The organism is Acinetobacter sp. YH12140 (assembly GCF_013418475.1).
Taxonomy (GTDB): Bacteria; Pseudomonadota; Gammaproteobacteria; order Pseudomonadales; family Moraxellaceae; genus Acinetobacter; species Acinetobacter amyesii.
Window position 1 is genome coordinate 157,436 of record NZ_VPBZ01000009.1, and the last position, 25,137, is coordinate 182,572.

Annotated in this window: 28 protein-coding genes, 7 pseudogenes and 1 other annotated feature; of the genes and pseudogenes, 12 read left to right on the forward strand and 23 right to left on the reverse strand. The window is 35.3% G+C overall.

The genetic code is table 11. From position 1 onward, the window contains the following. Nucleotides 1-58: 58 nt before the first annotated feature. The 3 genes and pseudogenes from FTU75_RS14515 to FTU75_RS14525 form a co-directional block, all read left to right on the forward strand. A pseudogene (locus FTU75_RS14515) lies at nt 59-876 on the forward strand (RNA-guided endonuclease InsQ/TnpB family protein); the annotation flags it as partial. Nucleotides 877-924: 48 nt separating this feature from the next. Continuing rightward, nucleotides 925-2,159, forward strand: a pseudogene (locus FTU75_RS14520) (IS3 family transposase). Further along, nucleotides 1,200-1,316, forward strand: a sequence feature (AL1L pseudoknot). It overlaps the preceding pseudogene by 117 nt. 178 nt (nt 2,160-2,337) lie before the next feature. Beyond that, a complete protein-coding gene (locus tag FTU75_RS14525) occupies nt 2,338-2,595 on the forward strand; it encodes a hypothetical protein (RefSeq protein WP_180109893.1) in 258 nt (85 codons plus the stop codon). A gap of 94 nt (nt 2,596-2,689) precedes the next feature. Here the strand turns inward: FTU75_RS14525 and nadS (FTU75_RS14530) are convergent, their stop codons facing one another. Beyond that, a complete protein-coding gene (nadS, locus tag FTU75_RS14530; RefSeq protein WP_000369781.1) occupies nt 2,690-2,962 on the reverse strand; it encodes a NadS family protein in 273 nt (90 codons plus the stop codon). Continuing rightward, entirely contained in the window at nt 2,955-3,275 is a 321-nt protein-coding gene (locus tag FTU75_RS14535) for a type II toxin-antitoxin system RelE/ParE family toxin (protein ID WP_180109894.1), read from the reverse strand. The genes nadS (FTU75_RS14530) and FTU75_RS14535 overlap by 8 nt, the downstream gene beginning before the upstream one ends. Before the next feature lie 166 nt (nt 3,276-3,441). On the opposite strand from FTU75_RS14535, the gene FTU75_RS14540 reads away from it, so the two are divergent. Together FTU75_RS14540 and FTU75_RS14545 are read left to right on the forward strand one after the other, a co-directional pair. Beyond that, entirely contained in the window at nt 3,442-3,702 is a 261-nt protein-coding gene (locus FTU75_RS14540) for a hypothetical protein (RefSeq protein ID WP_180109895.1), read from the forward strand. 138 nt (nt 3,703-3,840) lie between these two features. Then, on the forward strand, nt 3,841-4,155 hold the full coding sequence (locus tag FTU75_RS14545) for a hypothetical protein (protein WP_180109896.1): 315 nt from the start codon (nt 3,841-3,843) through the stop codon (nt 4,153-4,155). Nucleotides 4,156-4,633: 478 nt separating this feature from the next. Here FTU75_RS14545 and FTU75_RS14550 read toward each other — a convergent pair. The 9 genes and pseudogenes from FTU75_RS14550 to FTU75_RS14590 all read right to left on the reverse strand — a co-directional run bounded on the left by FTU75_RS14550 (nt 4,634) and on the right by FTU75_RS14590 (nt 11,721). After that, a pseudogene (locus FTU75_RS14550) lies at nt 4,634-5,957 on the reverse strand (ISNCY family transposase). A gap of 333 nt (nt 5,958-6,290) precedes the next feature. Beyond that, on the reverse strand, nt 6,291-6,794 hold the full coding sequence (locus FTU75_RS14555; RefSeq protein WP_180109898.1) for a hypothetical protein: 504 nt from the start codon (nt 6,792-6,794) through the stop codon (nt 6,291-6,293). Further along, nucleotides 6,795-7,529, reverse strand: a complete 735-nt coding sequence (locus tag FTU75_RS14560) for a hypothetical protein (protein WP_180116210.1) — start codon at nt 7,527-7,529, stop codon at nt 6,795-6,797. Next, nucleotides 7,520-7,945 (reverse strand): hypothetical protein, encoded by a 426-nt coding sequence (locus FTU75_RS14565; RefSeq protein ID WP_180116212.1) that lies wholly within the window; start codon nt 7,943-7,945, stop codon nt 7,520-7,522. The genes FTU75_RS14560 and FTU75_RS14565 overlap by 10 nt, the downstream gene beginning before the upstream one ends. 1 nt (nt 7,946) lies before the next feature. Further along, on the reverse strand, nt 7,947-8,288 hold the full coding sequence (locus FTU75_RS14570) for a DUF4123 domain-containing protein (protein WP_180109900.1): 342 nt from the start codon (nt 8,286-8,288) through the stop codon (nt 7,947-7,949). A gap of 40 nt (nt 8,289-8,328) precedes the next feature. Beyond that, entirely contained in the window at nt 8,329-9,276 is a 948-nt protein-coding gene (locus tag FTU75_RS14575; RefSeq protein WP_180109901.1) for an IS5 family transposase, read from the reverse strand. Nucleotides 9,277-9,744: 468 nt separating this feature from the next. Continuing rightward, nucleotides 9,745-10,038: pseudogene (locus FTU75_RS14580) on the reverse strand (type II toxin-antitoxin system RelE/ParE family toxin). Then, complete coding sequence (locus tag FTU75_RS14585) at nt 10,028-10,273, reverse strand: type II toxin-antitoxin system RelB/DinJ family antitoxin (protein ID WP_111885987.1); 246 nt, start codon at nt 10,271-10,273, stop codon at nt 10,028-10,030. Before FTU75_RS14585 ends, FTU75_RS14580 begins: the two are co-directional and overlap by 11 nt. A gap of 113 nt (nt 10,274-10,386) precedes the next feature. Beyond that, nucleotides 10,387-11,721, reverse strand: coding sequence for an ISNCY family transposase (locus tag FTU75_RS14590; RefSeq protein ID WP_180109902.1), 1,335 nt, complete (start codon nt 11,719-11,721; stop codon nt 10,387-10,389). A 265-nt stretch (nt 11,722-11,986) separates the two neighbouring features. Between FTU75_RS14590 and FTU75_RS14595 the strand changes: the two genes are divergently transcribed. After that, complete coding sequence (locus tag FTU75_RS14595) at nt 11,987-12,883, forward strand: tetratricopeptide repeat protein (RefSeq protein WP_180109903.1); 897 nt, start codon at nt 11,987-11,989, stop codon at nt 12,881-12,883. 225 nt (nt 12,884-13,108) lie between these two features. Here FTU75_RS14595 and nadS (FTU75_RS14600) read toward each other — a convergent pair whose 3' ends face one another. The 5 genes from nadS (FTU75_RS14600) to FTU75_RS14620 all read right to left on the reverse strand — a co-directional run bounded on the left by nadS (FTU75_RS14600) (nt 13,109) and on the right by FTU75_RS14620 (nt 15,874). Beyond that, the gene (gene nadS, locus FTU75_RS14600) at nt 13,109-13,381 is read right to left on the reverse strand and encodes a NadS family protein (RefSeq protein ID WP_004676016.1); all 273 of its coding nucleotides are present in this window, start codon (nt 13,379-13,381) and stop codon (nt 13,109-13,111) included. After that, nucleotides 13,374-13,694, reverse strand: coding sequence for a type II toxin-antitoxin system RelE/ParE family toxin (locus FTU75_RS14605; protein WP_002126330.1), 321 nt, complete (start codon nt 13,692-13,694; stop codon nt 13,374-13,376). The genes nadS (FTU75_RS14600) and FTU75_RS14605 overlap by 8 nt, the downstream gene beginning before the upstream one ends. 217 nt (nt 13,695-13,911) lie before the next feature. Beyond that, nucleotides 13,912-14,613 (reverse strand): GAD-like domain-containing protein, encoded by a 702-nt coding sequence (locus FTU75_RS14610; RefSeq protein WP_180109904.1) that lies wholly within the window; start codon nt 14,611-14,613, stop codon nt 13,912-13,914. Between the two features lie 84 nt (nt 14,614-14,697). Then, complete coding sequence (locus FTU75_RS14615; protein WP_180109905.1) at nt 14,698-15,399, reverse strand: GAD-like domain-containing protein; 702 nt, start codon at nt 15,397-15,399, stop codon at nt 14,698-14,700. A gap of 94 nt (nt 15,400-15,493) precedes the next feature. After that, nucleotides 15,494-15,874: a polymorphic toxin type 15 domain-containing protein gene (locus tag FTU75_RS14620; RefSeq protein ID WP_180109906.1), complete on the reverse strand. Its 381-nt coding sequence runs from the start codon at nt 15,872-15,874 to the stop codon at nt 15,494-15,496. A 1-nt stretch (nt 15,875) separates the two neighbouring features. On the opposite strand from FTU75_RS14620, the gene FTU75_RS14625 reads away from it, so the two are divergent. Together FTU75_RS14625 and FTU75_RS14630 are read left to right on the forward strand one after the other, a co-directional pair. Next, nucleotides 15,876-16,034, forward strand: coding sequence for a hypothetical protein (locus FTU75_RS14625; protein WP_180109907.1), 159 nt, complete (start codon nt 15,876-15,878; stop codon nt 16,032-16,034). 22 nt (nt 16,035-16,056) lie between these two features. Next, nucleotides 16,057-17,292: a type VI immunity family protein gene (locus FTU75_RS14630; protein ID WP_180109908.1), complete on the forward strand. Its 1,236-nt coding sequence runs from the start codon at nt 16,057-16,059 to the stop codon at nt 17,290-17,292. Between the two features lie 190 nt (nt 17,293-17,482). Here the strand turns inward: FTU75_RS14630 and FTU75_RS14635 are convergent, their stop codons facing one another. Together FTU75_RS14635 and FTU75_RS14640 are read right to left on the reverse strand one after the other, a co-directional pair. Beyond that, nucleotides 17,483-17,965 (reverse strand): hypothetical protein, encoded by a 483-nt coding sequence (locus tag FTU75_RS14635; RefSeq protein WP_257223795.1) that lies wholly within the window; start codon nt 17,963-17,965, stop codon nt 17,483-17,485. 117 nt (nt 17,966-18,082) lie between these two features. Beyond that, nucleotides 18,083-18,274: pseudogene (locus FTU75_RS14640) on the reverse strand (replication initiation protein); the annotation flags it as partial. Here FTU75_RS14640 and FTU75_RS14645 point away from each other — a divergent pair. Then, the gene (locus tag FTU75_RS14645; RefSeq protein WP_180109909.1) at nt 18,266-18,829 is read left to right on the forward strand and encodes a hypothetical protein; all 564 of its coding nucleotides are present in this window, start codon (nt 18,266-18,268) and stop codon (nt 18,827-18,829) included. The pseudogene FTU75_RS14640 and the gene FTU75_RS14645 sit on opposite strands and share 9 nt — an antisense overlap. A gap of 3 nt (nt 18,830-18,832) precedes the next feature. Further along, on the forward strand, nt 18,833-19,264 hold the full coding sequence (locus FTU75_RS14650; RefSeq protein WP_180109910.1) for a hypothetical protein: 432 nt from the start codon (nt 18,833-18,835) through the stop codon (nt 19,262-19,264). 46 nt (nt 19,265-19,310) lie between these two features. Here the strand turns inward: FTU75_RS14650 and FTU75_RS14655 are convergent, their stop codons facing one another. Next, the gene (locus FTU75_RS14655; RefSeq protein ID WP_373685877.1) at nt 19,311-19,670 is read right to left on the reverse strand and encodes a hypothetical protein; all 360 of its coding nucleotides are present in this window, start codon (nt 19,668-19,670) and stop codon (nt 19,311-19,313) included. Next, nucleotides 19,649-19,967 (reverse strand): annotated as a pseudogene (locus FTU75_RS14660) (transposase); the annotation flags it as partial. The gene FTU75_RS14655 and the pseudogene FTU75_RS14660, both read right to left, overlap by 22 nt. 376 nt (nt 19,968-20,343) lie before the next feature. Here FTU75_RS14660 and FTU75_RS14665 point away from each other — a divergent pair. Beyond that, entirely contained in the window at nt 20,344-21,555 is a 1,212-nt protein-coding gene (locus FTU75_RS14665; protein WP_180109911.1) for an integrase arm-type DNA-binding domain-containing protein, read from the forward strand. A 15-nt stretch (nt 21,556-21,570) separates the two neighbouring features. Here the strand turns inward: FTU75_RS14665 and FTU75_RS14670 are convergent, their stop codons facing one another. The 3 genes from FTU75_RS14670 to FTU75_RS14680 all read right to left on the reverse strand — a co-directional run bounded on the left by FTU75_RS14670 (nt 21,571) and on the right by FTU75_RS14680 (nt 24,422). Then, nucleotides 21,571-21,849: a helix-turn-helix domain-containing protein gene (locus FTU75_RS14670; RefSeq protein WP_004871362.1), complete on the reverse strand. Its 279-nt coding sequence runs from the start codon at nt 21,847-21,849 to the stop codon at nt 21,571-21,573. After that, entirely contained in the window at nt 21,842-23,146 is a 1,305-nt protein-coding gene (locus FTU75_RS14675) for a type II toxin-antitoxin system HipA family toxin (protein ID WP_180109912.1), read from the reverse strand. Before FTU75_RS14675 ends, FTU75_RS14670 begins: the two co-directional genes overlap by 8 nt. A gap of 217 nt (nt 23,147-23,363) precedes the next feature. Next, on the reverse strand, nt 23,364-24,422 hold the full coding sequence (locus tag FTU75_RS14680) for an RNA-guided endonuclease TnpB family protein (RefSeq protein WP_180109913.1): 1,059 nt from the start codon (nt 24,420-24,422) through the stop codon (nt 23,364-23,366). 441 nt (nt 24,423-24,863) lie between these two features. Here FTU75_RS14680 and FTU75_RS14690 point away from each other — a divergent pair. Continuing rightward, a pseudogene (locus FTU75_RS14690) lies at nt 24,864-25,134 on the forward strand (transposase); the annotation flags it as partial. Nucleotides 25,135-25,137 lie beyond the last annotated feature (3 nt).

A 25,137-nucleotide genomic window follows, 5' to 3' on the forward strand; every position in this document is an offset into this window, starting at 1 on the left:
GTGTCGTTTGATTTAACTAAGGACTATTTTCCTTGAGTTTTGATTGTTAATTAAGTACATGAAAACCCTTAAATTACGTATAAAAGACAAACATTGCAAGGTGTTAGACCAACTAGCATCAGAAGTGAACTTCGTCTGGAATTATGTCAATGATTTAGGGTTTAGGCATTTGAAGCGGAAAGGTGAATTTCTCTCTGCTTTTGATATTGCCAAATATACGAAAGGCACATCCAAAGAATGTAATTTACATAGTCAAACCATTCAGGCTGTAACTGAAGAATTAGTCACCCGAAGAAAGCAATTTAAAAAGGCAAAGCTGAAATGGCGTGTCAGCAATAAAAAATCAGCAAGGCGCTCTTTGGGATGGGTTCCCTTTAAAAAGGTGGCTATCAAATATGTCAATGGATATGTCCAGTATGGAAAACACCAATTTAAGTTTGGGATAGCTACGGTTTAAGCCAATACACGTTAAAAACAGGTTCATTTGTAGAGGATAGCCGTGGGCGTTGGTATGTATGTCTTGTTGTTGAATCACCTAAGCAAGATAAATCGACAGCAACCAAAGCGATTGGTATTGATCTAGGCTTAAAAGATATTGCCACCTGTTCTGATGGCACTGTAATTTCAAATCCAAAATTCTATCGAAAATATGAGCAGAAATTAGGTATTGCTCAGAGAGCAAGGAATAAGAAGCGTGTTCGTGCATTACACGCCAAGATTGCAAATAGTCGAAAAGATCATTTGCATAAAGCAAGCACCAAGCTTGTGAATGAAAATGCATTGATTATTGTAGGTGACTTGAGTGCTAAAAAATTAGTAAAAACCAAAATGGCAAAATCTGTTTTGGATACAGGATTTTCGGCACTAAAAACAATGAACCGTACCGAGTTTGTCGGAGAGTCAATATTCTGAGAGACTACCCCGATGACAAAATTAAAATATACCCCTGAAATCAGAGAAAGAGCGGTTCAATTATTGATTGAATCTGAAAAAGATTATCCTTCTACTTGGGCTGCAATCACAGCAATTGCGCCTAAGATTGGTTGTACTCCTGAAACACTTCGTGCCTGACATCAAAAGCATTTAGATCAGCAAAATCCTATTAAAGTACAACAGATATCTGATCAAGAAAAAATGAAGCAAATGGAACGTGAAATTAAAGAATTAAAGCGTGCCAATGAAATTCTACGTAAAGCAGCCGCTTTTTTCGCCCAGGCGGAGCTCGACCGCCCACACAAATAATGGTGGATTTCATCCATAACAATAAAGACTTATATGGTGTTGATGCGATTTGTAGGATTTTACCGATCGCAGCTTCAACCTATTACCGAACTTTAGATCTCGTTGATGAGAAGCATTGCTTCGCAAGGGAACATCGAGCGAAACGAGATCTACATGATGAGTATCACGCTGAACAAATTAAACGAATTTGGAAAGAAAGTCCAGGTCGATATGGTGTGCGTAAGGTCTGGCAACAATTGAAACGTGAAGGTTATATTATCGCACGTTGTACAGTTGCTCGATTGATGAAAAAGCTAGGTATACAAGGTGTTTGGCGTGGTAAGAATAAACAAACCACCCGTAGCCGAGATGATCAAAAAAGAGCAGATGATTTAGTGAAACGGAATTTTAATGCTGATCATCCTGACCAACTGTGGGTGAGTGACTTTACGTATATTCAAACTCATTCAGGCTGGGTCTATACCGCCTTTATTATTGATGTGTTCTCATGAGCAATTGTTGGATGGAAAGTATCTACACGGATGAATACAAATATGGTGCTCGATGCACTTGAGCAAGCATTGCACGATCGAGGCATGCCAAAGAATGTGATTCATCATTCCGATAGAGGTGTTCAATATCTTTCTATTCGTTATACCAATAGTTTAGAAGCTGCAAATTTAATAGCATCAGTTGGTACAACTGGTGATTCATACGATAATGCTCTGGCTGAAACGGTGAATGGCTTATACAAAACAGAGGTGATTGAATATTTAAAAGCAGATTGGCAAGGTTTAGCAGATGTACAACTTGCGACACTAAACTGGGTAGATTGGTTCAATAAAAAGCGTGTACACAGTGCACTGAGTTATGTATCGCCTTTTGAGTTTGAAGCAATGTACTATGATAAGATTAACCCGTTAGGTCAGGTGGCCTAACTTAAATAAAAAGTCTCCGACAAACCCGGTACGGTTCAGAATAGGAAAAAAAATATATATTTATCCAAATTCACAGACTAAAAAAGAATTATCGAAAGATAAGGATGGAGGATTAGCTTTTACAAGTGTTAAAACTCTGGGATTTCAAAAATTTGAATACGCACCTAAAAGTTTAAATATGCCTTATGCACCTCAAAGTGCAACTAATTTTGGAGAGTTTAAAGTACCAGCAGACAGACCTGTAATAGTACAAATGACCTATGGTTATAAGGAAGGTCAGAGATACGAATCCTGTCCATTCAGAATGTTTAAAGTTACATTCGAAGAAAGTAAGGATTATGTATTAATTATGAATACAAATTCAGGTTGCACCTACGAATTTTACGAATATAAAAATGGGCAAGCTCTTAGGATGAAAAATATTGAAAAATTATAGTTTTAAATAATTAAGCATCTCTAAAATTAACATAATACGCGTTATACGAATCTAAAAATGGGAGCATTAAGCTCCCATTTTTTAAGTAATTTTTTCAAATAAGACTTGGATGAGCATCTAAAATTCGAATCAATGTAGCTGCTGGTCCAGTTGGATAGCGTCGTCCCTGTTCCCAATTTTGCAGGGTACGAGGACTAATATGCAGACGTGCAGCAAACTCATTTTGGCTCAAGCCTGTTTTTTCACGTACTTCTTTAATATCTGGTAGTTCGAGTTCTGTAACTCGACTTGCTTTAACTTCTTTACGTTTGATAGCTCCAGCTTCTTTTATTGAAGCAACCAAGTCATCAAATAAGTTGTTATCCATGAAATTGCTCCTTCACGAGTTGGCGCAGAATGGCTGTTTCCTCATCTGTTAAATTATCTTTCACTGATTTTGGATAAGCCACTAAGAAAAATATCTGATCATCTTCGGTGACCCAATAATAAATCACCCGAATGCCACCACTTTTTCCTTTGTTACCTTGAGCGCAACGTACTTTGCGAATACCACCGCCATTCTTGATTAGATCACCTCTATCAGGCTGTACCAAAAGATCTTGCTGAAGTTGACGATATTCCTCATCAGATACAAGGTCTTTAATTTGCTTAGTAAAGATGCTGGTTTCAATAAATAACATGGACTCTTTATACGTCAATGGCGTACTTGTATTTTAGCAGTTTCCATAACAAAAAACGAGAGCTGTCAGCTCTCGTTCCGAATAACGCCCATCATGCTAAATAAAAGGATATTCAGAAAAATATAGATGTAAAATTATGACCAAGAAAAGTTATTTGAGTTGTTATATGAGCGTTACTGTTACTCAGCAAAAAGATATTGATGAGGTTTTGAAGAAATACCCTGATTGCTGTTCAGTCTGTAAAGATCATTTTGATGATGAAGATTTGACATATACAGTTTTTGGATATGACAAGAATCAACGTATGCAAATCGTTTCAGGTTGTTGTATTGATGAAATATCAGAGGTAGTGCTTCTAGGCTTATGTGGTTGTTATGCCCCAAATGACATACAGAATTTAATGAAAGAGCATCCTCTAGTAGATTAATTCTTTAAGGTGAGCTTGAAGACTTTCTAAAATTAACATAATCGGCGTTATTTGATTATTTATTGTTGATCCAAAATTTGTAAAAGAGAGTCTGGCTTAATTTAGACAGCTCTCTACTATATTTATTTAAGGTTTTTTATGAAGCACTTAGGATTTGTAGGAAAAAGTACTGAATATTTAGGGTATACCCATGTTGAAATTATCAATAGCTCATTACGCTTATCTTTCAATATTTCATCAACAAAAGATCTAGAAGAAACCTTTAAAAAGATGGTCGAAAATAACTATGATTTACTTATGGAAACATCAGCAGAAATCGAGTTCGAGTTAGAAAGTGAAACGATAGCAGAGATAGAAACCATCATAAAAGAAAAAGGGATTGAACTTGATGAGTTTGTTCAAAATGCGCTGATTAAACTTATCAACCAAAATGAATTGGCTAAGACTGATTAGACCTTAAATGCAGGCAATAAAAAAGCCCGACATCCTGTCGGGCTTTTTCGTATTGGGTGTTTAGGTATAACTCCTGTCGTACCTCACGTCCTGGTGTCGCACTTATTATTATTGTTTTATGTGTTGGAACATCTTGTTCTCTATGTCCCTATCATATGAAAAATCCCCATAGTGGCCTAGACGCAATGGTCCTTAATTCATGTCAGCATGAGCTTACAAGATTGCTCAAAACTTACCCCAAGGTTTATCCGCAGAAATTGCGGATAGTTTCAGAGGTTGGGGTATTGAGTTATCAGGGAAAATCGCAAAATCGACTACTTTTTAAACAAATTTATTGGCAAAACATTCCAAAACTGCTCATAAAAAAGCCGACTTGTTTCCAAGTCGGTTTTTTGTTGTTTTTTAGGGGGATGAAAATTTTTAACTATATGAAAAACAAAGATATTTTAAAAATCTGTTATTCCTAAGTAGAAATGTCCTATATGGAAATTTCCAAGTCAAGCACAGGATTTAGATTTCGTTGTTCAATCGCTGTTTTCTGTGCACGTCTACGTGGCATGGATTGAGAACGACTCCGTTTGTTTTGCTGTTCTAATTCTTCATACTGTTGTTGAATATGCGCTAGTACAGAACCCAAACGTTTATTCTCAACGATCTCTCGCTGGTTGAGCTGACTTAATTTATCGAAGATACTGTAATTGATTTTTCTACCTTGGTGTTCAATGGCTACCGTACCATCCGGGTATTCCAGAAACTCAATATACTTGCCGATAAATCTTTGATTTTCTTCTGTTTTTTCCATGATATATACGTATTTATCATGTAATCGTCAGGCTGTTTGTAACTTTGCGAGGTTCACGCCAAGTAAAAATATCATCTAATTCTTCGGCTGTTTCAGTGATAGGCCGATGTAGATTCTTAGGATTAAAAGCCATCTTGGCGAACTTCTGATTGAACTGCTCAATGAAGCAGGGTAGCCAGGCATTCGCTTGCTCAATCGAACAGATACCTTCCAAGCGTATTTCTTTGATCAGACGGTCCTGAAGCGTTCTATTCGCCCGTTCTACACGGCCTTTGGCCTGCTGTGAATTGGCGAAGATGATATCGATATTCAGGGTGCTGAGTACACGTCCAAACTGGGTAATCTTGGTGTCTTTCTTGCTGCTTTGATTCACCCTGAAGACTAAATGTTTGTCGCTGTAAAACGCTAAAGGCTTACTGTGCTGTTCGACATATAAACGGGTTGAAATCATATAGTCAAAAGTTGATTCTGACTCACAGAAGCGTAAATGCTGTAATTTACCTGTGGCATCATCGATAAATACCAGTAGGCAGCACTTGGCAGAACGGCCTTCAAACCAGTCATGGTGTGAGCCATCAATTTGGATCAGTTCACCAAAGCAATCCCGGTTGTAACGAGGCTGATACGGGCGTTTCAGGCGCTTGGATCGAGGAATCCATAAGTCAGCTGCAATCATCCAGGAACGCAGGGTTTCTACTGAAAGATCGAGTCCATGTACGGTGGTGAGCTTTTCATGCGCTAAAGTGGGCCCGAAACCATGGAGTTGGTCAGAAACAATATTGAGGCATTTGAGTCTGAGTTCTTCAGGAAGTTTGGAATTGCTGATTTGGCCACGACCGGCATGGGCTAATGCAACTGGACCTTGGGCTTTGTATTTCTGCAGTAAGCGTCTGATCTGACGTTCTGAAATATGAAGTAGCTGAGCAGCATGGGATTGAGTTATGCGTTGATCGCAGATTTCCTGCAAGACCGACAATCGTTTAAGTTCTTTATCCGACATAGACACCAACATATCAAACCGTCCGCTAAGGAAATTGCAGAAGTGCATATTCTAAAAGCGGACATTTTTACTTTGGAGAAACCGGACATTTCTATTTTGGAGTTACAGACAAACTTCGTATAAGAGATTTTATGTTGAAGACTTTCAATAGAGAGTACAGTGATAAAGCGATCATTTGGCTATTAAAATATAGTTAAATAATCGCTTTTTTATCGTTTACCTATAGGCTAGTGATAAAATTATTTCCGATCTAACCAAGATAAAAAACTAGGGCTAAGATTCAATTTAACTGCTGGAGTTAATAGTGAATAAAAAATGATTTACGAACAAGTTTTAATCAGTTTGCAGTATATAAAGCTCATTAAAATTTAATTTTTTCTTAAAATATAAATTAAGTAACTGATCAAGTTTCGCATAATCTATTATTTTTTTAAGATTTAAGGTAATTTGAAATATACTATACCAATCATCCATAGGTGAATTATCTCTCCATTTATCACCATATGAATCATCTCTTTCAACATTAATCACGATGTCCTTATAATCTGAAGATTCTTCTCGATCATCAACTATCGCAAAGAAAAATACCTGTTCTTTATTATGATTCACACATGATAATAGAGAATAAAAAGCATCTGGATCATTCCGTCTTGCATCATAATAATCTGATGAAAATTCCCAATTATTTATTTCATCTTTAGGAATATAAGCTTTCACAATATTTAAGATCATTAATCTAGCAGCACAATATTCATCATAATTAACATAATAATTATTAAAAGGATACTTTGGGTGTTTTTTAAAAAAACTAATTATTTCTTCTGTTTTATATTTCATTTAAGCACTCTTTAGAATTAATCCTGTTCTGATATCAATATCAATATCAATATCAATATCAATATCAATTCGCCTTGAATCACCCATAACTCGATCTTGCTTATGAGTTCCATCAAAACTAAAACTCCATTTACTAACACCTACCCCACCTGGAGTATTTTTTGTCATCCAAGAAACTAAATTATTATATGCCGTTGTTGCCCCTTTCTCATAATCAACTTTCTGCCCTTTTTTCTTATCCGGACTATGACCTTTTAAACCTATCATTTGTACCCGAACTGATTTTGCATATAATTTACATAAAGTTAACGAAGGTGGAGCAGGTAAATCTACCCATGCTGAATTAGCCTCAGTTGCTGTAACAATCATCTGGTTTGTTTTTGCACCATTTTGTGCTTGAATTCGACCATTATGCTTTTGTTTATTACAATTAGAATTATTAGGATTACAAGTTCTATTTAACTTATCTATTTCATCTTTAATATTTTGTAATGCTAGTGCTTTTTGATAATCAGAAATATTTCCTTTCTCTCTTTGTATTTGTTCCTCTGCTGTTTCTAATGCACTATTTAAAGCACCTGTAATAGTACTATCACCCAATGTAGATGGAGTTAATATACCGATCAATACTGCACCAACCGGATTAGTTCTCGCTCCAACTCTAGCAGCTTCACCCGCTTTTTCTACGGCTGTTCCCCATCCACCTAGACTACCAATATCTGCTGCTACTGCCATGTTTCTTTCTCCAAAGCAGCATAAAATTTTTGAGATTCAGAATTATTTAAGCAACTTTCTACAATTCCTGCTAAAACATCAATTCTTAAATACGGAGGCCATAATTTTTCTTCTAAAATACCTCTATTCCAATTATCATCATCTATATTGTTCTTATTTAAAATAAAACAAATTTCTCCATATACCGCACACCACTTATTATAGTCAGCATCTTCTTCCATTCCATTTAAATATTTCTTTACACGCCCCTGTGCAATAAATAAAAAATCAACACCTCTTTTTTCATCATTATTAAAATATTTTTCAGAAAAAAAAGGAAATTTCATTTTCAATCTATTCCAATTCCATAGAGCTAAATCTTCTTCACGGCTATTTGAAAATATATCAATCTGCTCTTGAGTAAACTTTATTGTCATATCAAAGACTCACTATATTATGCAAAGTACTATCGAATTCTTGATACCACCAATTACTAATTGGTTTTAATAAAACCATATAACTTTCATCATCTAACATTTTGTTAAGTATTTTAATAATTGCTGGATCATAAAATCTAAATAAAGCTAGCTCCTCACTAGGTAGCTCTGCCTGTAAAAAAGGCTGTAAATGTTGAATTAGTTGTTGTTTAGATAAAGAAGTTTCAATAATTGAAAACATCCCTATTGTTTCACCAACAACAAGTTTTTTTTGTAATAACTCACTAGATTCCTTTGTGATTGGTATTAATAATGGAGATACTTCTAAAGGGCTTTGTTGCACAAAGATTTGAAATACAAAGCCCCCCCTAATTGAACCTAATTTAAGGCGTAACTTGGGTAAGTGGTCGACCTAATTCCGTAAATCTGTTGAGGACTGCTACACGTGCATGAATTTCATTGACTTGGCTATCAAATTTTCTTGCACTGAGTTTATCCCCCAATAATTTGATGCAATGCATCTTAGTTTCCACCAAACTTCGGCAATGATAGCCGGACCATTTTTTCCATAATGTCCTGCCTGAGAAGCACTGCTTCGCAAGATTAACTGTTCGAAGTAATTCATTTCGCGCTAGCGAGCTGATCTTTGTATCTTTCCATGGTTTCGCATTTTTTCTAGGTGGAATCACCGCATGCGCTTGCCGATCTGCAATGACCTGACGGCATTGCTTGGTGTCATAAGCTCCATCGGTATAAACAGAGTCAATCTGCTCATCTTGTGGAATCTGATTGAGTAAATCACCAAGCACTTGTGAATCACTCACATTATTTGTAGTGAGTTGAATGGCGCGTATTTGAAGGGTTTCAGCATCTATACCAATATGAAGTTTACGCCATTGGCGACGATATTCAGGTCCATGTTTCTTCCTTTTCCATTCACCTTCACCTAAAAACTTTAGACCGGTAGAGTCTACCAGCAAGTTAAGCCCACCACTGCTTTTTTGATAATTAATCGCAATATCAATATGTTTTTGTCTTCTGCAAAGCGTACTGTAATCTGGTGCGGTCCAATTTAATCCACAAAGTTTAATCAGACTTTGCACAAAGCCAGTGACCATACGTAAAGATAGACGGAATAAGGATTTAATCATTAAGCAGCATTGGATAGCTGCGTCGGAGTAGGTTTGATTTCGCCCTTGTTTGCCTTTTGATGGAGCATACCATTGCGTAGCAGGATCAAACCAAATGGCAATATTTCCGCGACTCATGAGTGCTCGGTTATATGCGGGCCAATTGGTTGTGCGATAGATTTTGTGTGTAGGCTTCTTCATTTGAAAATTATATCGCTGAAAAAGCCTTTACAGATAGGTTTGTGCAACAAAGCCTTTTTGAATTACTTTGTACTTTCATCTGAGTCTATTAGAAGTTGCCTATTTCGTTCTTGTGTATTGATAGTTTCTAGGTGACTAAGCCAATATTGAATTGCGTATTGATATTTAGAAAAGAATGTAAAAAACATAAAAGTGAAGGTGGGTCCCATATCTATACTTTCAGAATAGCCCATATATTTATCATATAGCGCCATACCTATCGACCACATAGTTAACAACCAAAACATATAAGTTGATAATTTTATAAAGTTATCGAAACTTTTACCTTTGAACATAAAATTTATAAAAGTAATTAATTATTATTCTCAATTATACCAAATTTTGTAAGTAATTAAAATTTAAGAATATCTAAAATTAACATAATACACCTTATACGAAGTCAAAAATGGGAGCTTATAGCTCCCATTTTCAGTCTTTAATACGCTTTTTCGCTTCGTCATAAACTATGCTGTCAGCTCGTTTCCCGACGGTGATGAGCAAGATAACTACCTGATCATCTTTGACTTGATAAACTAGTCAGACTCCAGCCTTTAATAATTTAATTTTATAGCAGCCTGCGAGATCCCCTCTAAGCATATTCTTGGGAATATGTGGCTGCTCTATGATCTTGGCAAGTTTCTTCTTAAATTGATCTCTTATAGCACTAGGAAGCTTTTCCCATTCAGCTGTGAAGTCCTTATGACGTAAAAGCTTATAAGTCATCTAAAGTAATTTCCTCGAACATTTCTTTAGGATCATTAATTCGTTTACGAACAATCGCTAATAGCTCGGTATCCTCTTCTGAGAGTAAGGCTTTTTGTACAGGGAGTTTTCCAGTCGCTGCAATGTATTCAAGGACATTTGTAAAAAACTCAGTAGGTGCAATACCTTGTTCTCTTAGAACTGAATACGATTTTTCTTTAAGGGCTTCATCGACCCTGAAGTTAACAGTAGCCATCACTTTTCCCATTTATTGAATGTATGGAAATATTGTAATGCAAACTGCATTACAAGGCTTGTTATTCACCAATTAAAATGTCTATGCGATAAACCATTTAAAATGTCCTGTTTTTAACTACAAGAGTCAAGCACAGGATTTAAATTTCTTTGTTCAATAACAACTTTCTGAGCTTTACGACTCGGCATACTTTTCTTGAGACGGGAACGTTTATTCTGTTTTTCCAACTCTTCATGCTGTTGCTGGATATGGGCCAGAACCGAGCCTAATCGTTTATTCTCAACCACTGCATTTTGCTGTAGTCCAGCCAGTTTATTGAAGACGCTATAGTTGATCTTCCGTCCTTCATGTAAGATGGCCACAGTGCCATCTGGGTACTCCAGAAATGAAATGTATTGCCCAACCAGCTTATGATTCAGTACTGTTGGCTCAAGCATATAAATACATTTGTCATAAGTGATGGTCAGGTTCTTTGTGACCTTACGCGGTTCCTGCCAGGTAAAAATGTCATCCAGTGCAAGATGAGATTCCGTTAATGGCCGATGTAAATTCTTTGTATTTCTCGCACATTTGGCGAACTTCTGATTGAAGTGTTCAATAAAGCAGGGTAGCCAGGCATTGGCTTCGGCAATCGAACTGATGCCTTCCAGACGCATCTCCTTGATCAGACGATCCTGAAGTGTCCTGTTGGCACGTTCCACACGACCTTTGGCCTGTGGTGAGTTGGCAAAGATAATATCAATGTTTAACTCATTCAGAATCCGGCCAAATTGCGTGATCTGGCTGTCCTGACTGGATTTCTGGTTCACTCTGAATACCGAATGTTTGTCACTATAAAAGGCCAGCGGCTTGCCGTATTGCTCAATGTAGGCTCTGGTGGAAAGCATATAGTCAAAGGTGGTTTCAGCCTCACAAAAGCGCAGATGCAACAGCTTTCCAGTCGCGTCATCGATATAAACCAGCAAACAGCATTTGGCGGCTCGTCCTTCAAACCAGTCATGATATGAACCATCAATCTGGATCAACTCACCGAAGCAATCCCGGTTATATCGAGGCTGATATGGCCGTTTCAGACGCTTGGATCGAGGAATCCAGAGATCATTGGCAGTCATCCAGCGACGAAGCGTTTCTACAGGAATATTCAGGTCAAACATGCTGATGAGCTTCTCATGCGCCAAGGTTGGGCCAAAGCCCAGCAAATGTTCAGAAATAAGGGAAAGGCATTCAGACTTTACGGCTTCATCATGGCGACGATGACCCGGTTGACCACGACTGGCATGTGTCAGACCTGAGACACCATCTTGATTGAGCTTCTGCAATAACCGGGTAATTTGACGGGTGGAAAGATTTAGGATTTCAGCAGCACGGACCTGGGTAATACGATGATCTCGAACGTCTTGCAGAACTGCAAGCCGTTGAATTTCTTTGTCAGACATAGTGATAAGCATCTATATTTATATCCAGTCCATGGTGATAAAAACCATCATAAACTAGACATTTTTATTGGTGAGAATATAGACACTTTAAATGGGTTCTAACAAGGCTAGTTCGTATAATCGCCATTATGTTAAATAGACTTAATATTCGATGAAATTTTTCTGAAGGAACAACACCTATGGCAGGTGCCGAAACTGGTTTAGGTGGTGGTTTTAATATACAACATAATCTTAGCTATACTTTTGTTATCCCTTTGAATTGAATCCGGACAAAAATATGAGAATTATTCATTTAACTTTATGTACTATTTTTTTATTCACTGGTTGCGAAGCAAAAGTAGAAAAAACTATACCCCAAAGTAGTATATCTACTATTCAACTTAAAGAATTTAAGAATATTGTTGAAAATGGCAATAAAACCCAACAAAAAACTTTATTTGAAATGATAGAAAAAAATGCTAACGATGGAGACGCAACTTCTCAAAATTTACTAGGAGTCATTTATGAAAATGGTTATCTTGAGCAAATAGAAAACTTTGAGACAGCTCTTAGTTGGTATATAAAATCAGCAAGTCAGGGCAATGGAATAGCAGAAAATAATATTGGTAATCTTTATTATAGAGGACAAGGAGTATCAAAAGATGATGAGTTGGCCTATAAATATTATGAAAAGGCAATGCAGAAAAACATTCCTGAAGCAATAAATTCACTTGGATTGATGTATTTTAATGGATCATTTGTATCTAGCGATAAGCTAAAAGCATGTGAATATTTTAAAAAGTCTGCAGATTTTGGATATTATCTAGGAGAGTCAAACGTTGCAAACTGTTATTTAAATGGTTGGAATGGACCTATAGATAAAAAGAAATACTTTTATTATTCTTTAAAAGCAGCAGAAGCTAATTATGCTCCATCACAATTTAATGTTGCTGTTATGTATTCAAAAGGTGAAGTTGTAGAAAAATCCATTACAGAATCAATAAAGTGGTATAAGAAAGCTTTAGATCAAAATGATCCTAGAGCTGCCTATAATTTAGGAAATTTATATGAAAAAGGAAATGATGTTGAGAAAGACCTAAATAAAGCATATAGATATTATGAGTTAGCTTATGAAATGGGACTAGATATTGCTAAAAATAAATTAGATGAATTAAAAAACCTAGATGTTAATTAAAATTTTTAATGTATTTGTTGTATGAGTATTTCATAACCATATGATTTAAAAAGTTTTTATTATTTATTGATCTGGTAATCCTCCAATAAATAACCGAAGTTAAAAGTAGAGATTAAAGTATCAGTCATATAATTCTACGGTCATTAATTTTTCCTAAAATTAACATAATACACGTTATACGAATTCAAAAAATGGGAGCTAAGCTCCCATTTTTAATGCATTTTTTTAAATAAGACTAGGATGTGCATCTAAAATTCGAATCAATGTTGCTGCTGGTCCTGTTGGATAGCGTCGGCCTTGTTCCCAGTTTTGCAGAGTACGATGGCTAATGTGGAGACGTGCTGCAAATTCGCTTTGACTTAAACCAGTTTTTTCTCGCACTTCCTTAATATCTGGTAATTCAAGTTCGGTCGTTCGACTAGCTTGGATCTCTTTGCGCTTGATTGCTCCTGCTTCTTTAATCGAAGCAACTAAGTCATCAAATAAGTTGTTATCCATGAAATTGCTCCTTCACGAGTTGGCGCAGAATGGCGGTTTCTTTATCCGTTAGATTATCTTTTACAGATTTTGGATAAGCCACCAAGAAAAAGATTTGATCATCCTCATTTACCCAATAGTAAATTACTCTGATACCGCCACTTTTGCCTTTATTACCTTGAGCACAACGTACTTTTCGAATGCCACCGCCATTCTTGATTAAGTCACCTTTATCTGGCTGAACCAATAGATCTTGTTGAAGTTGACGATATTCCTCATCAGATACAAGATCTTTGATTTGCTTGGTAAAGATACTGGTTTCAATGAATAACATAGATTCTGTGTACGTCAATGGCGTACAAGTATTCTAGCAGTTTCCACATCAAAAAACGAGAGCTGCTGCTCTCGTTTCGTATAACAGCCATTATGTTAAATAGGAGCTCTTCGCTCCCATTTTTACGGATGATTTTTTAGTTCATTTAGTATTACATTACATAAATTCTGATTCATACGTGTCTGTTGACCTGAAATAAATTATTTTCGGGAGTATCTTAATTTTGTGGCTTAATACCTAAGCGATCAACTTCTTTAGAAATATCAAGCATGACTTGGAATTTATCCAGTTGAGCCACAAAAGGAATATATTGGAATAGATCAACTTTTTTCATGTTTTCTATGAGCTGTTTTTCACCAAGTACAGCAGGCGGTTCATAAGCATAAATTTCATTGTCTTTCAGTTCGCCTAAATTCGTTAAACAACGATCAAAAAGTAAGTTTTCATTTTGATCATATGTATCTATTGATTCTTTTGTTCCCCTGATCATAACTTTTGATAAAAAAGCTCTTAGATGTTCCCCATCTTTAAGATTCTTATTATTATTCAAGCTCGGATAAATACGCATATCAATAATATCTATAGTCAATCCCGAAGTTGTTTCTTTACCAATTAGAAATAAGTCCCCAAATGCTGTTCGCCCTATTACATAAAAGTCATCAGGCTCTAAATCTGTGTTTTTAAGACAAAGTTCTAAAATATCTTCATAATCGACAGGATTAACGAGCCAAAATCCACCATTCTCAAATGATGCAAAACCTAATTTGTCCCAAATATAAAAAAAATATTCAGGATAAGTATGTTCATATTGAGCAATAAATTCTGGAGAGGGTTTTTTACCTATTTCAATTTTAGAAAATTTAATTTTAAAATAATCTAGATACTTTTGTATCTCTTCCTGTTGGCTTAACGGTAACATTATTTACATCTCTCTAATTTTACATTGAGCTTGAGTGAAAAATGGGAGTTATAAAAACTCCCATTAAAGCCATCTTTTTTAGATTTAACTGCTTGGCTTAATACCTAAACGATCAACTTCTTTAGAAATATCAAGCATGACTTGGAATTTATCCAGTTGAGCCACAAAAGGAATATATTGAAATAAATCGACTTTTTTCATGTTCTCTATAAGTTGTTTTCCACCAAGTACAGCAGGCGGTTCATAAGCATAAATTTCATTGTCTTTCAGTTCGCCTAAATTCGTGAGACAACGATCAAAAAGTAAGTTTTCATTTTGATCATATGTATCAATTGCTTTCTTTGAACCTTTCATTGTGATGGTTGATAACAATGATCTTAAAAAATCTATCTCCTTTTTATCTACATTTTCTCTTATATTTGGATAGATTTTTAAGCCAATGATATCAACTGTCAGTTTTGATGTTGTATTTTTTCCTATAGCATACAAACTACCAAAAGCCGTTCTACCAATAACATAGAAATCATCATATTCTGGGAAATTAGTATCTTTTAAACACAACTCTAAAATATCTTCATAATCTAAAGGGTTAACTAACCAAAACCCCCCATTTTCAAATGATGCAAAACCGAACTTTTCCCAAATATAAAAAAGATATTCAGGAAAGGTGTGTTGATGCTGAGAAATAAATTGAAGTGTTGGTTGTGGTCCTTTTTCTATTTTTGAAAAATGACTTTGAAAAAATACAAGAAACTCATCAATTAATTTTTTTGATTCTAATTCCATTATGGACACCTATGTAATTTCACGTTGAGCTTAGTTGAATCTTTAATATTAGGGTCAACGCCTTTCACCGCACTATCAATAGATTCTACGCGGGTCACACTTTCATTTTTAGCTTTATTTCCCCAACCACTACAATAGATGAGTTCACATTCTTTAATCCCATATCCATCTCTGCGCTACTATTTGCCCCACCCACAATTTGATCCGGGTTATGCAAGGCGGCCATCGTCGACATAATATCTTTGGAATCTGCATCAGCTTTTTGCTTTGCTGTTATTGGATCCATTGTTATTAAATTTTCTTCAAACTTTGAATCAGATAAATCTTTTTCATATTCCTGTCTAGGATCAGAAATTGAACTACACGGAATTTCTAACTCTGCCACACAGTTACCAAAAATAATCGTTGAAGTAAGTGCAACAACAGGCATGTCTACAGGGGAGAAAATTGTATTAGGCTTAGAAATAGCAGCCACTGTGGCTATGCTCATTCCTGGGGTAAATATTGCTGCAGGGGCATTAAGAGCCGGATTGTTTTTATTTAGAATCGCTAAAGCTGCAAAATTTTCACCTAGAATAGCTAGAGGTTTACAAAGTATATTTAGTACAGGAAGACAAGTAGCACCCGCTTTTTAATATGTAGAGATTAGGATCAATAATGCACTTAGTTGAAATAAAATCACCCTCAGAGCAAGAGTTAGTTCAACAAATCAATCAGGCTGAACGTGAATTGTTGATGTTAGATAAAGATGATAATAAATTGGCTCAGTTATCATTGACTATCCAAGTTTATTATCTGAATGGCGGTAATGAGGAAGGTAAGAAAAAAGCATTAAAGCTCATAGAACAATTCAAATTGAAATATCCTCTAAAATCACATTTCCATATAAATATCAGGGGATTTGTAAAGTTAACAGAAAAAAGCTATCAAGCCATATATAAAAAAGCACCTCAGATCAATGCTTTTGAGTGGTTTCTCAGTTCAACTGAAGATGGGGAAACTGCTGATGATTATTCAATGAGTATTTATACAGCAAGAGATAACTATGGTGTCTCTTATATGCATATTAACCTCCCCATAGATTTTGCTTATAATGAAAAAGGCAGAGCTGAATTTGACACATGGGTTAAGAATATTGTGAGCAAATTAGAGGTTCTGCATGGCTATGCAGGACTTAATATTCAATTACCTTATGATCGTCATGCATATCAATTTTATGAGTATGGCGTCACCCGCCAATATTGGGGACTAACCCCAGATGGAGCGAGTTTCTTCACTACCGATTGGCAAAAGGGGACTAGAAGCATTAATTGGTATTCTTTTGTCGGAAAACAACTCAAAAATAAACTAAAACAACAACCTTATTATGCTGAAATTTTAGCAAACACCTCTGATATTCAAGTTTCAGAACTTAATGATAGTTTGATTTTTAAAGCAGGTGAAATACCTCGCTTGGGGAATAAGGATTTACCCTTACCATTAAGCTATATCGCCATTAATGAGCTATTTAAAGTAATTCGTTCAGATATGCCGAGTGATGCAATGCATACAGCATATAAAGGCCCCCGATATTCCTTGTCACAAGTTTATTATTGGATGAGACGATGGGACAATGCTAATTTTATCCAAGGTAAATTGGACTTGAACGGTAAAAATGAAGCTTTATTTCCCGTTCTGGGGCAATATGACAATGATGATCGAATCATTCCTCATAGTGGGATATGGACACCTTTTGATTTTGAAGGAATTGAACAGCATTTAACAAAAGGTAATGAATTTCCAGAAGAAGCGGAATATGAATGGCATGATGGGGAATTGGATAGCAAAATGGCAGTATGGAGGTTAGTTAAACGAGATGATGGTGGGGATGTATTATTACCTAATCCATTTTAGATAATCTAAAATTAACATAATACACCTTATACGAAATGCTCTTTATTTTGTCTTTTAAATCATAACCTTATCGTATAGGAAAAAGCCCAGACCTACCGATCTGGGCTTTTTGGTTGAATTTTACCGTTCCACGCCTATTCTTTGACCAATGTTTCACGGTTTTAATAAGCCTTGGTAAACAATTCAACCTCTAGTCATCACTTAAAACAGCATGTAGCACTCGGCCCAATAAACCTCGTTTTTTAGGTTCCGGTGTTATCGTAGCAGCTTGCTGAATAGGCTTATTTTCTATTGCTGTAATTTGTTCGGGCTGTACAATTTCTTGTAAGTCTGTAGTTGTACGGATTTGTTCATTTGTACTGTAATCCTGACTGTCAGGCTGAATATTTTTAGGTGTATAGCCAAGTGCTAATGTTAGGTTGTCAATTTTATCTTTAAGTTGCTCAATCTCTTTGTACATAAGCCTTTCACGTTCTTCGGCAACTGATTTATCATGTCGTAATTCTTCAATCAATTGCTTGTACAGTTCAACTGTAGTGTTGTCAGTTTCCTTACTATCAGGCTTACTGTCAGCCTGACTGTTAGGCATACCGTAAACACGTTGCATTTCACTAAAATCAATGACTTTTCGATTCTTAGAGTCAATTTCATAACTAATAGAACCATTCTTCATACGATCATAAATAGATGTACGAGCGATTCCATATTTTTAGCTAATTCCGCAACAGTAAATTTAGGCATAGTTCTTTAATTATGGTTTTAGTTCGTCATTACATGAACTGTAATGTACTTAAACCTTAAAACCTAGATCTTTAAGATGTGGAAGAAGTTGTTTTTGTTGTACTGGATCTCTGAGCATATCTTTAATTTTAATGGCTAACTCTTCATAGCTTTCACCTTGATTTGCTAAATGAGACAGTTCATGTAGGCGAGATAATTGATTTCCAAATAAGTTAATTTGTGAGTCACTCATTTGATAAAAAGACTGTTTGAGAGAGTTAGTTTAGCAGCTGCAAAAAATTTCAAATTGTTTAAACAGAAATACGCTAGTTTATATAGTCAAATTGAGAATGAGTCTACTCAAAAGTTTTTCAAATGGGATCAGTCTATTAAGACCAATAATTTGCGTAGATTTTTAAGCCAATCAGCACCATCAAGAGATAAAAATTATAAAGGTGGAATTAAAGACTATGCTAAAAAAATGGGAGAAATTGGTAAATTTAGTAAACAGTTAAAACTTGCTGGTTACGCAGCTCTTGCAACAGATGTAGTAAGTTCCGGAATTACAATTGCTGAGGCTAAACCTGAAGATAGAGCAAGAACAACAGTTGTAGAAACAACTAAAATAGGAACTGGTATTTTGACAGGGGCATTCACCAGCGCATTAATTATTGGTTTAGCCACAGGTGGAACAGGATTAGTCGTTATTGGGGTTGTTGCTATTTCTGCCACTATGGCAGGCAAGGCAACTGGCGATATTACAGGTTGGATAGCTGGTGAAACTTATGATGCGATTAGTGAATATCAGAGCAAATAGAACATGAACTTTTTAATATATATTCTGGAAACTAGACCTTTTTTATTGATAGGGATGTTTGGGCTTTTCTTTTTTGCTATTTCTTTAGCTTTTTATATAATTTTTTATATTTACATGAATGTAAATATAAAAAAAATATCTAAAATTATTTTTAATGATGAAAATAAGTATAGTAGACCATTAGAACCTTTTAATTTTCTTTTCCTTAGTTTTCTGCCTACAACTTATTGGAGAGAAATTATTAATATAAAGTATGGGAGTAGCTTCAAAAAACTATATGGAAAAGAATCTTTTTACTACTCAATAGATCGAGATCAACTTACTGAGCTATTAAAAACAAATAAAGGTTATTTTATTCTTCAATATACCATATTTACTTTGATAGCCTTGGCAATCATTTGTGTTATTGTGTCATATGTTTTTGAAAAATATTAGTTAATACTTAATAATTCAGCGTTTTTAATCCTGGAATATAAATTTCTTATTTTGGGTCAATCACACACAAATCCCCACCATCATAATTGCACTGATTTCGCATGATACGAACACAAGGTTTGCTAACACCATTGACAAGACAAGTCTTAACTTCCATGTTGTAAAGCTCTGCAAGCTCTCTCCGCTGTTTAATTTCATCCCAACTTGGAATGAATAAATATAAGCACATGACAACCAGTACCACTAAGCCAATAAAAATACTGGAGTACAAGATCAGAAAGCGGTTATCAAAATTACGATCTAAACGGTTGGCAGTTTGATTTAAGACCTTGGTTTTTTCATCCAGTAACTTAGCGGATTGCTCAAGTCGGGCATGTGCATTGGATCTGCAATGACCTGACGGCATCGTTTTGTGTCATAAGTACCATATGTATAGGCAGAATCGATTTGTTCATCTAAAGGGATTTGAGCAAGTAAATCTACCACTACCTGTGAATCACTGACATTATTTGCGGTGAGTTGTACAGCACGTATTTGAATGATTTCAGTATAGATACCAATATAAAGCTTACGCCATTGGCGGCGATTCAGGTCCATGTTTCTTACGCTTCCATTCACCTTCACCTAAAAACTTTAGGCCAGTAGAGTCTACGAGTAGATGGAGACCACCACTACTTTTTTGATAGCCAATTGCAATATCGACTTACCTTAAGCAGTATTATATAGCTGTATTGGACTAAGTTTGATTTGATCCATTTTTTCTTGCGTATGAACATACCATTGAGTCAAAGAATAAAACCGGATAGAAATATTGCCTCGAATAATTAAGGTTCGGTTGCGAGGTCTTTAAAACAAACCCATTGCAGAGTAATGATTAACTATTACTGATTTTTGTTGCTTAATACAGATTTTAACAGTGGTTACTTTTTTGGTTACTTCAACTTATAAACTCAGAATAATATTCATAAAAAACATATATATAAATTCTTATGTGATGCGTAATATACGCATCACATAATAATGCTTATTTTTGATATAATTAAGATAATGGGGATCATTATGCTGGTTTATAAAAATTTATGAGTCTTACGGAAACACAAGTACGAAAGTCATATCCAAAAGAAAAAATTTACTTTTTAGCTGATGATGATGGTTTAAGCTTAAAAGTCGATCCTAATGGAAAAAAGTCTTGGAGTTATCGATATTCAGTTGCAGAAACGGGTAAAAGACCACGAGTCACTCTAGGTACATATCCTGAGATGAATCTCAAAGAGGCTAGAGTGGCCAGAGACTCCTATAAGGCAACTAAATTTTCTACACAAAATTTAGTTCAGGAGAAAATTCAAACTTTTAAAGTTGTTTGTGAAGAATGGTTAGAGTTTAAAACAAATAATTCATTTAAAGATCAACCACGTGGTGGTGTAATCCAATTGGCGAATGCATGTTTAATAAATGACATTTATCCCGTTATTGGTGATATAGATTTTAGTAAAATTAAAAGAACTGATTTAGTTAAGGTAATTAAGCAGATTGAAAATAGGGGAGTTAAGGAACCTGTAAAAAAAGCGTATAGCTATTTAAATCAAATCTATGATTTTGCAGTTGCAATGGGATACTGTGATTATAATCAAGCTTATGGTCTAAATAAAATATTATTGAAAGGGAAATTAAAGAAAAATTATCCCTATTTAAAAGATGAAGAAATTTCTAATTTTATTCTTAGAATAACTCAACTAAATACAGATCCGATTATAAAAAAAGCAATCCTATTTAAATTATATACTGGAGTCAGGGGGGCAGAGTTATTGTCTGCAGAACCTCATCATTTTGATTTTGATAACAATCTTTGGAAAATACCTGCTTTACATATCAAGCAATATCGTCGAAAAGTGATAGCAGGTTATGATATTCCTGATTTTTTAGTTCCATTATCATCGCAAGCGGTGAGCATTGTTAGATCTGCACTAGAGTGGTCACAAGGCGATCGTTATGTTTTTGCCAGCCCAAAAATTAAAGATAAGCCATTGCATTTTAACACAATAAATTCAGCCATTCGTAAGATGGGATACAAAAAAAATGAGCTATCCTCACACGGTTTAAGATCAACATTCAGTACTATTTTAAATGATTCTGGCTTATTTCAAGATAGTTGGATTGAGGCTCAGCTTTCACATGTAGATAAGAATAAAACACGTGCTAGTTATAACCATGCAGATTATATTCAAAAAAGAGCTGATATGATGCAGTGGTGGGGTGACTATTTAGAAAATAAATCAAAATCTAGTTTATAGGTAATTTAAATTAAACTATTTGGATTTAATAATAAATTTTAAACCAAATGCATTTAACAACTTATTTATAGAATCTAATGTTGGATTACTATCAGGTTGCTCCATTTTCTGTAAAGTCTGTGGTGCAATTTTAGTAATTTTACTCATTTCATTTAATGTTAAATGTAGTTCTTTTCTAATGTATGATGCAATCTGATAAATTTGCCACTCAGGATTGTTATTTATATTTTCTAAGACTTGTAAGCGTTTATTCATTTGCTCGATTGCCGTCATAGGCTTATAACGTTTATCCATTAGAAAGCTCCTGAATCTGTTGGCATATATTCAATATACGATGATGACTATTTTGTAGAATCTCATCATCTATATTTATTTTTTTCATTTCATCGAGCAAATTTTCATACAGTGGCAATTGTTGAATTATTGTATGTTTAATTTCAGTTGAATCTATTCCTGTACATTCTTCTATTTGCGTTATGACAGATCCCCATATAGGCATTCCTCCATGGTCATCTTTTTCCCAACGTGTAGTACGTGCAATTCCGTCAGGATGAAGCCACATTGGTGCAAAATCGAAGAGGGGTGTTAATTGAATTGTACCGTCATTTAAACGTTGAATTGCGGTATTACGGGTATGATTATCTTTATTTCCTAATGCAACATTAGTAATATCTCGTTTCAAATATTCAAAAATTTCAGCTTTTGGTGATGAGCAACATTCCATGATCAATGTACAGATTTGATTATGTGTCATTTTAACGCCGAAGCCAGCTTTACCACTTAAAGAGGCTAGGCTTTCTTGTGCAACTCTTTCGACTTTACCATTGATAATTTGGCGATCAAAACGTGGAATAAATAGCGTTCTCTGGTGAAGTTCCAAGTCCTTGAACACTCTTAGACCTAAATACCGAGCTATTTTCATGTAAATTGCTTCATGTAACAGTATTTTTTCCAGTTTTTGATCATTTCCACGACTAAATTTAACTAGCCAATGCTTTGCTGCTAGTTCATCTGGAAGACTGTGATCTAAATAAAACAGACCATCATATCCTTGTGTTAGTAATAGTTTAGGCCATTCACCTTGAACACCTGAAGAACCAGCAACAAATAAGCCATATGATGCAAGTGACTCAATGAAATCTTCTTTCCTTTCAATTATTTCGCTTAGGCTAAATCCACGAGGTTTCACTGTCGGAAAATGATCTTGAAGCCAGTCATAAGCTTCTTTAATTCGTAGATTACCAATAGGATTACCTGCCCCAGATTTCAGTAGGGGCCAATCAGCTTGTTCTTCTGCATTAATTGAAAAACCCAGCTGATTTAAAAGCTCCTTTCGCCCATAACCTTGAGGTAGCAAGTCCATGAGAAATGCTGGCCATTGGTTTTCTAAGTTGTTTTGTACATTGACTGGAAATTGGAATGATAGAGCATGACCATCCCTTAAATCCATATGTTCAATAGCATATTCAAATAAGTATGACGTTCGTGTAGATGCTCTCCAGCCTTGCTCTTGATTAGCAATTAATTCAACGATAGCGCAATCTTGCCATTCGTTATTTTGAAAAATTTGAAGTGTGCAATATTGATTCATATATGTATTAAAATAAAAAATTAGTATCTATTTTCGGCTATATTTATTTATTATAGTAGATATATATTGAATTTCCTACTCTGATTTAGAATCATTTAATTTGCACTATAAGCAATCATTTTAAACGTCATAACTTGTCGTATTGCTAAATTACTAACTTCTTTATGCAATTTTTTTGATTAAATATTCAAAAGGAGAAATTGACATCCTCCCCGACCTAAAGGACGGAGATTCCTACTGCTAGACGCTCATGCCCGAGCGCAAGAATATTCAGTGCGGAATTTACATCCCGATCATGGAGCGTACCGCACTCCACACACTGCCATTCTCTTATTCCAAGTCCTGCTCTACCTTTCAGACTACTGGAGCGTGAGCCACAGCACGAACAAATTTGGGTGGTATAGGCTTCATTGACTTCTTCATAACATACCCCTGCGTTCTCGCATTTATACTTGAGCATGGTTCTTAGTGTTGTCCAACTGGCATCTAGCACTGATTTAGCCAATCTGGTTTGTGCTAATGCTTTGGCATTCACATTGCCAACGAAGATGGCTACATGTTCATTCACCAATTTTCGGCTGAATTGATGCAGCATGTTTTGTCTTACATTTTTAATCTTGGCATGGATGGCTTTGACACGTTTCTTATTTTTTGCACGTTGAGCAATACCAAGTTTTTGTTCATATTGCCGATAGATTTGAGGTGCTTTAAGTTTTACGCCATCTGAACAAGTCGCTAAATCTTTTAAACCTAAATCTATGCCAATTGAGGTTTTAGCGTTGTTTTTTTCTATTTTGACTGCATCAACTACAAGACAAACATACCAACGTCCACGACTATCTTCTACGAATGTGCCTGTTTTGATATTGTATTGACTTAATCCGTAACTATCCCATAGTTTAAATTGATGCTTGCCATATTGAACATAGCCATCAGCATATTTGATTGCAACCTTTTTAAACGGTATCCAACCCAGTGAACGTCTAGCTGATTTTTTATTACTGACACGCCATTTTAGTTTTGCTTTTTTGAACTGCTTGCGTCTTGTGACCAATTCTTCTGTCATTGCCTGAATAGTTTGACTGTGCAAGTTGCATTCTTTCGATGTGCCTTTCGTGTATTTTGCAATGTCGTATGCTGAAAAGAATTGTTGTTTACGTTGTAGATGCTTAAAACACAAATCATTGACATAATTCCAGACAAAATTTACTTCGGATGCTAACTGATTTAGCACCTTGCAATGTTTATCTTTTATGCGTAATTTGAGTGTCTTCATCCAATTATTTTAACAGTATTTTTCTTAATAGTGACTATAGTACAAGTATTTAAAAAGACATTTCGTGTCGTTCATATGGTTTACTCCAGTCGCATATATCCTCGTGCTGAACCACGAGGTTTTACGCTCCAGTGGATAAATGGAATAACTTAATCCATCTGATCTAAAAGCGATTCTAAATTCAAAAAGAGCAAATCTGTATTATTTAGAACATACCCGTGTCATGCAGGAAGATGGGCGTGTCTTATATCTGACTGAAGCTAAGAAAAGTTAGACAAATTGTTGTACAACAAGATAAATCTGTTGATGACACACTGGACATAGCATTTAAAGAAATATATTAAACTTATTAAACCTAACTTAATCTAATTGGACTTTGGTGCACAAACCTACCTCTAAGGGCTTATTCAGTAATATAATACTCATAAGCTCACACCAAAAATCTATCGTACAACCAATTGTCCACCTACAATAAAGCCTTGATCAATCGAGGAAATATATCAATTTGGTTTGATTCAGCGACCCAATGGTTGCTCCGTCCATTGATAAACACGGGTGAAATCAAACCTATTCTCATACAGCAATCCAATGCTGCTTAATGATTAAATTCCTATTTCGTCTGTCTTTACGCATGGTCACTGGCTCTGTTCAAAGCCTGATTAAACTATGCGGTCTAGATTGGACTGCACCAGATTACACTACACTTTGTAGAAAC

What these genes read in the sequence shown, in the direction of transcription:
- FTU75_RS14525 (WP_180109893.1), top strand. Translation starts at nt 2,338, where the DNA reads ATGCCTTATGCACCTCAAAGTGCAACTAATTTTGGAGAGTTTAAAGTA.
- nadS (WP_000369781.1), bottom strand. Translation starts at nt 2,962, where the DNA reads ATGGATAACAACTTATTTGATGACTTGGTTGCTTCAATAAAAGAAGCT.
- FTU75_RS14535 (WP_180109894.1), bottom strand. Translation starts at nt 3,275, where the DNA reads ATGTTATTTATTGAAACCAGCATCTTTACTAAGCAAATTAAAGACCTT.
- FTU75_RS14540 (WP_180109895.1), top strand. Translation starts at nt 3,442, where the DNA reads ATGAGCGTTACTGTTACTCAGCAAAAAGATATTGATGAGGTTTTGAAG.
- FTU75_RS14545 (WP_180109896.1), top strand. Translation starts at nt 3,841, where the DNA reads ATGAAGCACTTAGGATTTGTAGGAAAAAGTACTGAATATTTAGGGTAT.
- FTU75_RS14555 (WP_180109898.1), bottom strand. Translation starts at nt 6,794, where the DNA reads ATGAAATATAAAACAGAAGAAATAATTAGTTTTTTTAAAAAACACCCA.
- FTU75_RS14560 (WP_180116210.1), bottom strand. Translation starts at nt 7,529, where the DNA reads ATGGCAGTAGCAGCAGATATTGGTAGTCTAGGTGGATGGGGAACAGCC.
- FTU75_RS14565 (WP_180116212.1), bottom strand. Translation starts at nt 7,945, where the DNA reads ATGACAATAAAGTTTACTCAAGAGCAGATTGATATATTTTCAAATAGC.
- FTU75_RS14575 (WP_180109901.1), bottom strand. Translation starts at nt 9,276, where the DNA reads ATGAAGAAGCCTACACACAAAATCTATCGCACAACCAATTGGCCCGCA.
- FTU75_RS14585 (WP_111885987.1), bottom strand. Translation starts at nt 10,273, where the DNA reads ATGGCTACTGTTAACTTCAGGGTCGATGAAGCCCTTAAAGAAAAATCG.
- FTU75_RS14590 (WP_180109902.1), bottom strand. Translation starts at nt 11,721, where the DNA reads ATGCTTATCACTATGTCTGACAAAGAAATTCAACGGCTTGCAGTTCTG.
- FTU75_RS14595 (WP_180109903.1), top strand. Translation starts at nt 11,987, where the DNA reads ATGAGAATTATTCATTTAACTTTATGTACTATTTTTTTATTCACTGGT.
- nadS (WP_004676016.1), bottom strand. Translation starts at nt 13,381, where the DNA reads ATGGATAACAACTTATTTGATGACTTAGTTGCTTCGATTAAAGAAGCA.
- FTU75_RS14605 (WP_002126330.1), bottom strand. Translation starts at nt 13,694, where the DNA reads ATGTTATTCATTGAAACCAGTATCTTTACCAAGCAAATCAAAGATCTT.
- FTU75_RS14610 (WP_180109904.1), bottom strand. Translation starts at nt 14,613, where the DNA reads ATGTTACCGTTAAGCCAACAGGAAGAGATACAAAAGTATCTAGATTAT.
- FTU75_RS14615 (WP_180109905.1), bottom strand. Translation starts at nt 15,399, where the DNA reads ATGGAATTAGAATCAAAAAAATTAATTGATGAGTTTCTTGTATTTTTT.
- FTU75_RS14630 (WP_180109908.1), top strand. Translation starts at nt 16,057, where the DNA reads ATGCACTTAGTTGAAATAAAATCACCCTCAGAGCAAGAGTTAGTTCAA.
- FTU75_RS14635 (WP_257223795.1), bottom strand. Translation starts at nt 17,965, where the DNA reads ATGAAGAATGGTTCTATTAGTTATGAAATTGACTCTAAGAATCGAAAA.
- FTU75_RS14650 (WP_180109910.1), top strand. Translation starts at nt 18,833, where the DNA reads ATGAACTTTTTAATATATATTCTGGAAACTAGACCTTTTTTATTGATA.
- FTU75_RS14655 (WP_373685877.1), bottom strand. Translation starts at nt 19,670, where the DNA reads ATGCCGTCAGGTCATTGCAGATCCAATGCACATGCCCGACTTGAGCAA.
- FTU75_RS14665 (WP_180109911.1), top strand. Translation starts at nt 20,344, where the DNA reads ATGAGTCTTACGGAAACACAAGTACGAAAGTCATATCCAAAAGAAAAA.
- FTU75_RS14670 (WP_004871362.1), bottom strand. Translation starts at nt 21,849, where the DNA reads ATGGATAAACGTTATAAGCCTATGACGGCAATCGAGCAAATGAATAAA.
- FTU75_RS14675 (WP_180109912.1), bottom strand. Translation starts at nt 23,146, where the DNA reads ATGAATCAATATTGCACACTTCAAATTTTTCAAAATAACGAATGGCAA.
- FTU75_RS14680 (WP_180109913.1), bottom strand. Translation starts at nt 24,422, where the DNA reads ATGAAGACACTCAAATTACGCATAAAAGATAAACATTGCAAGGTGCTA.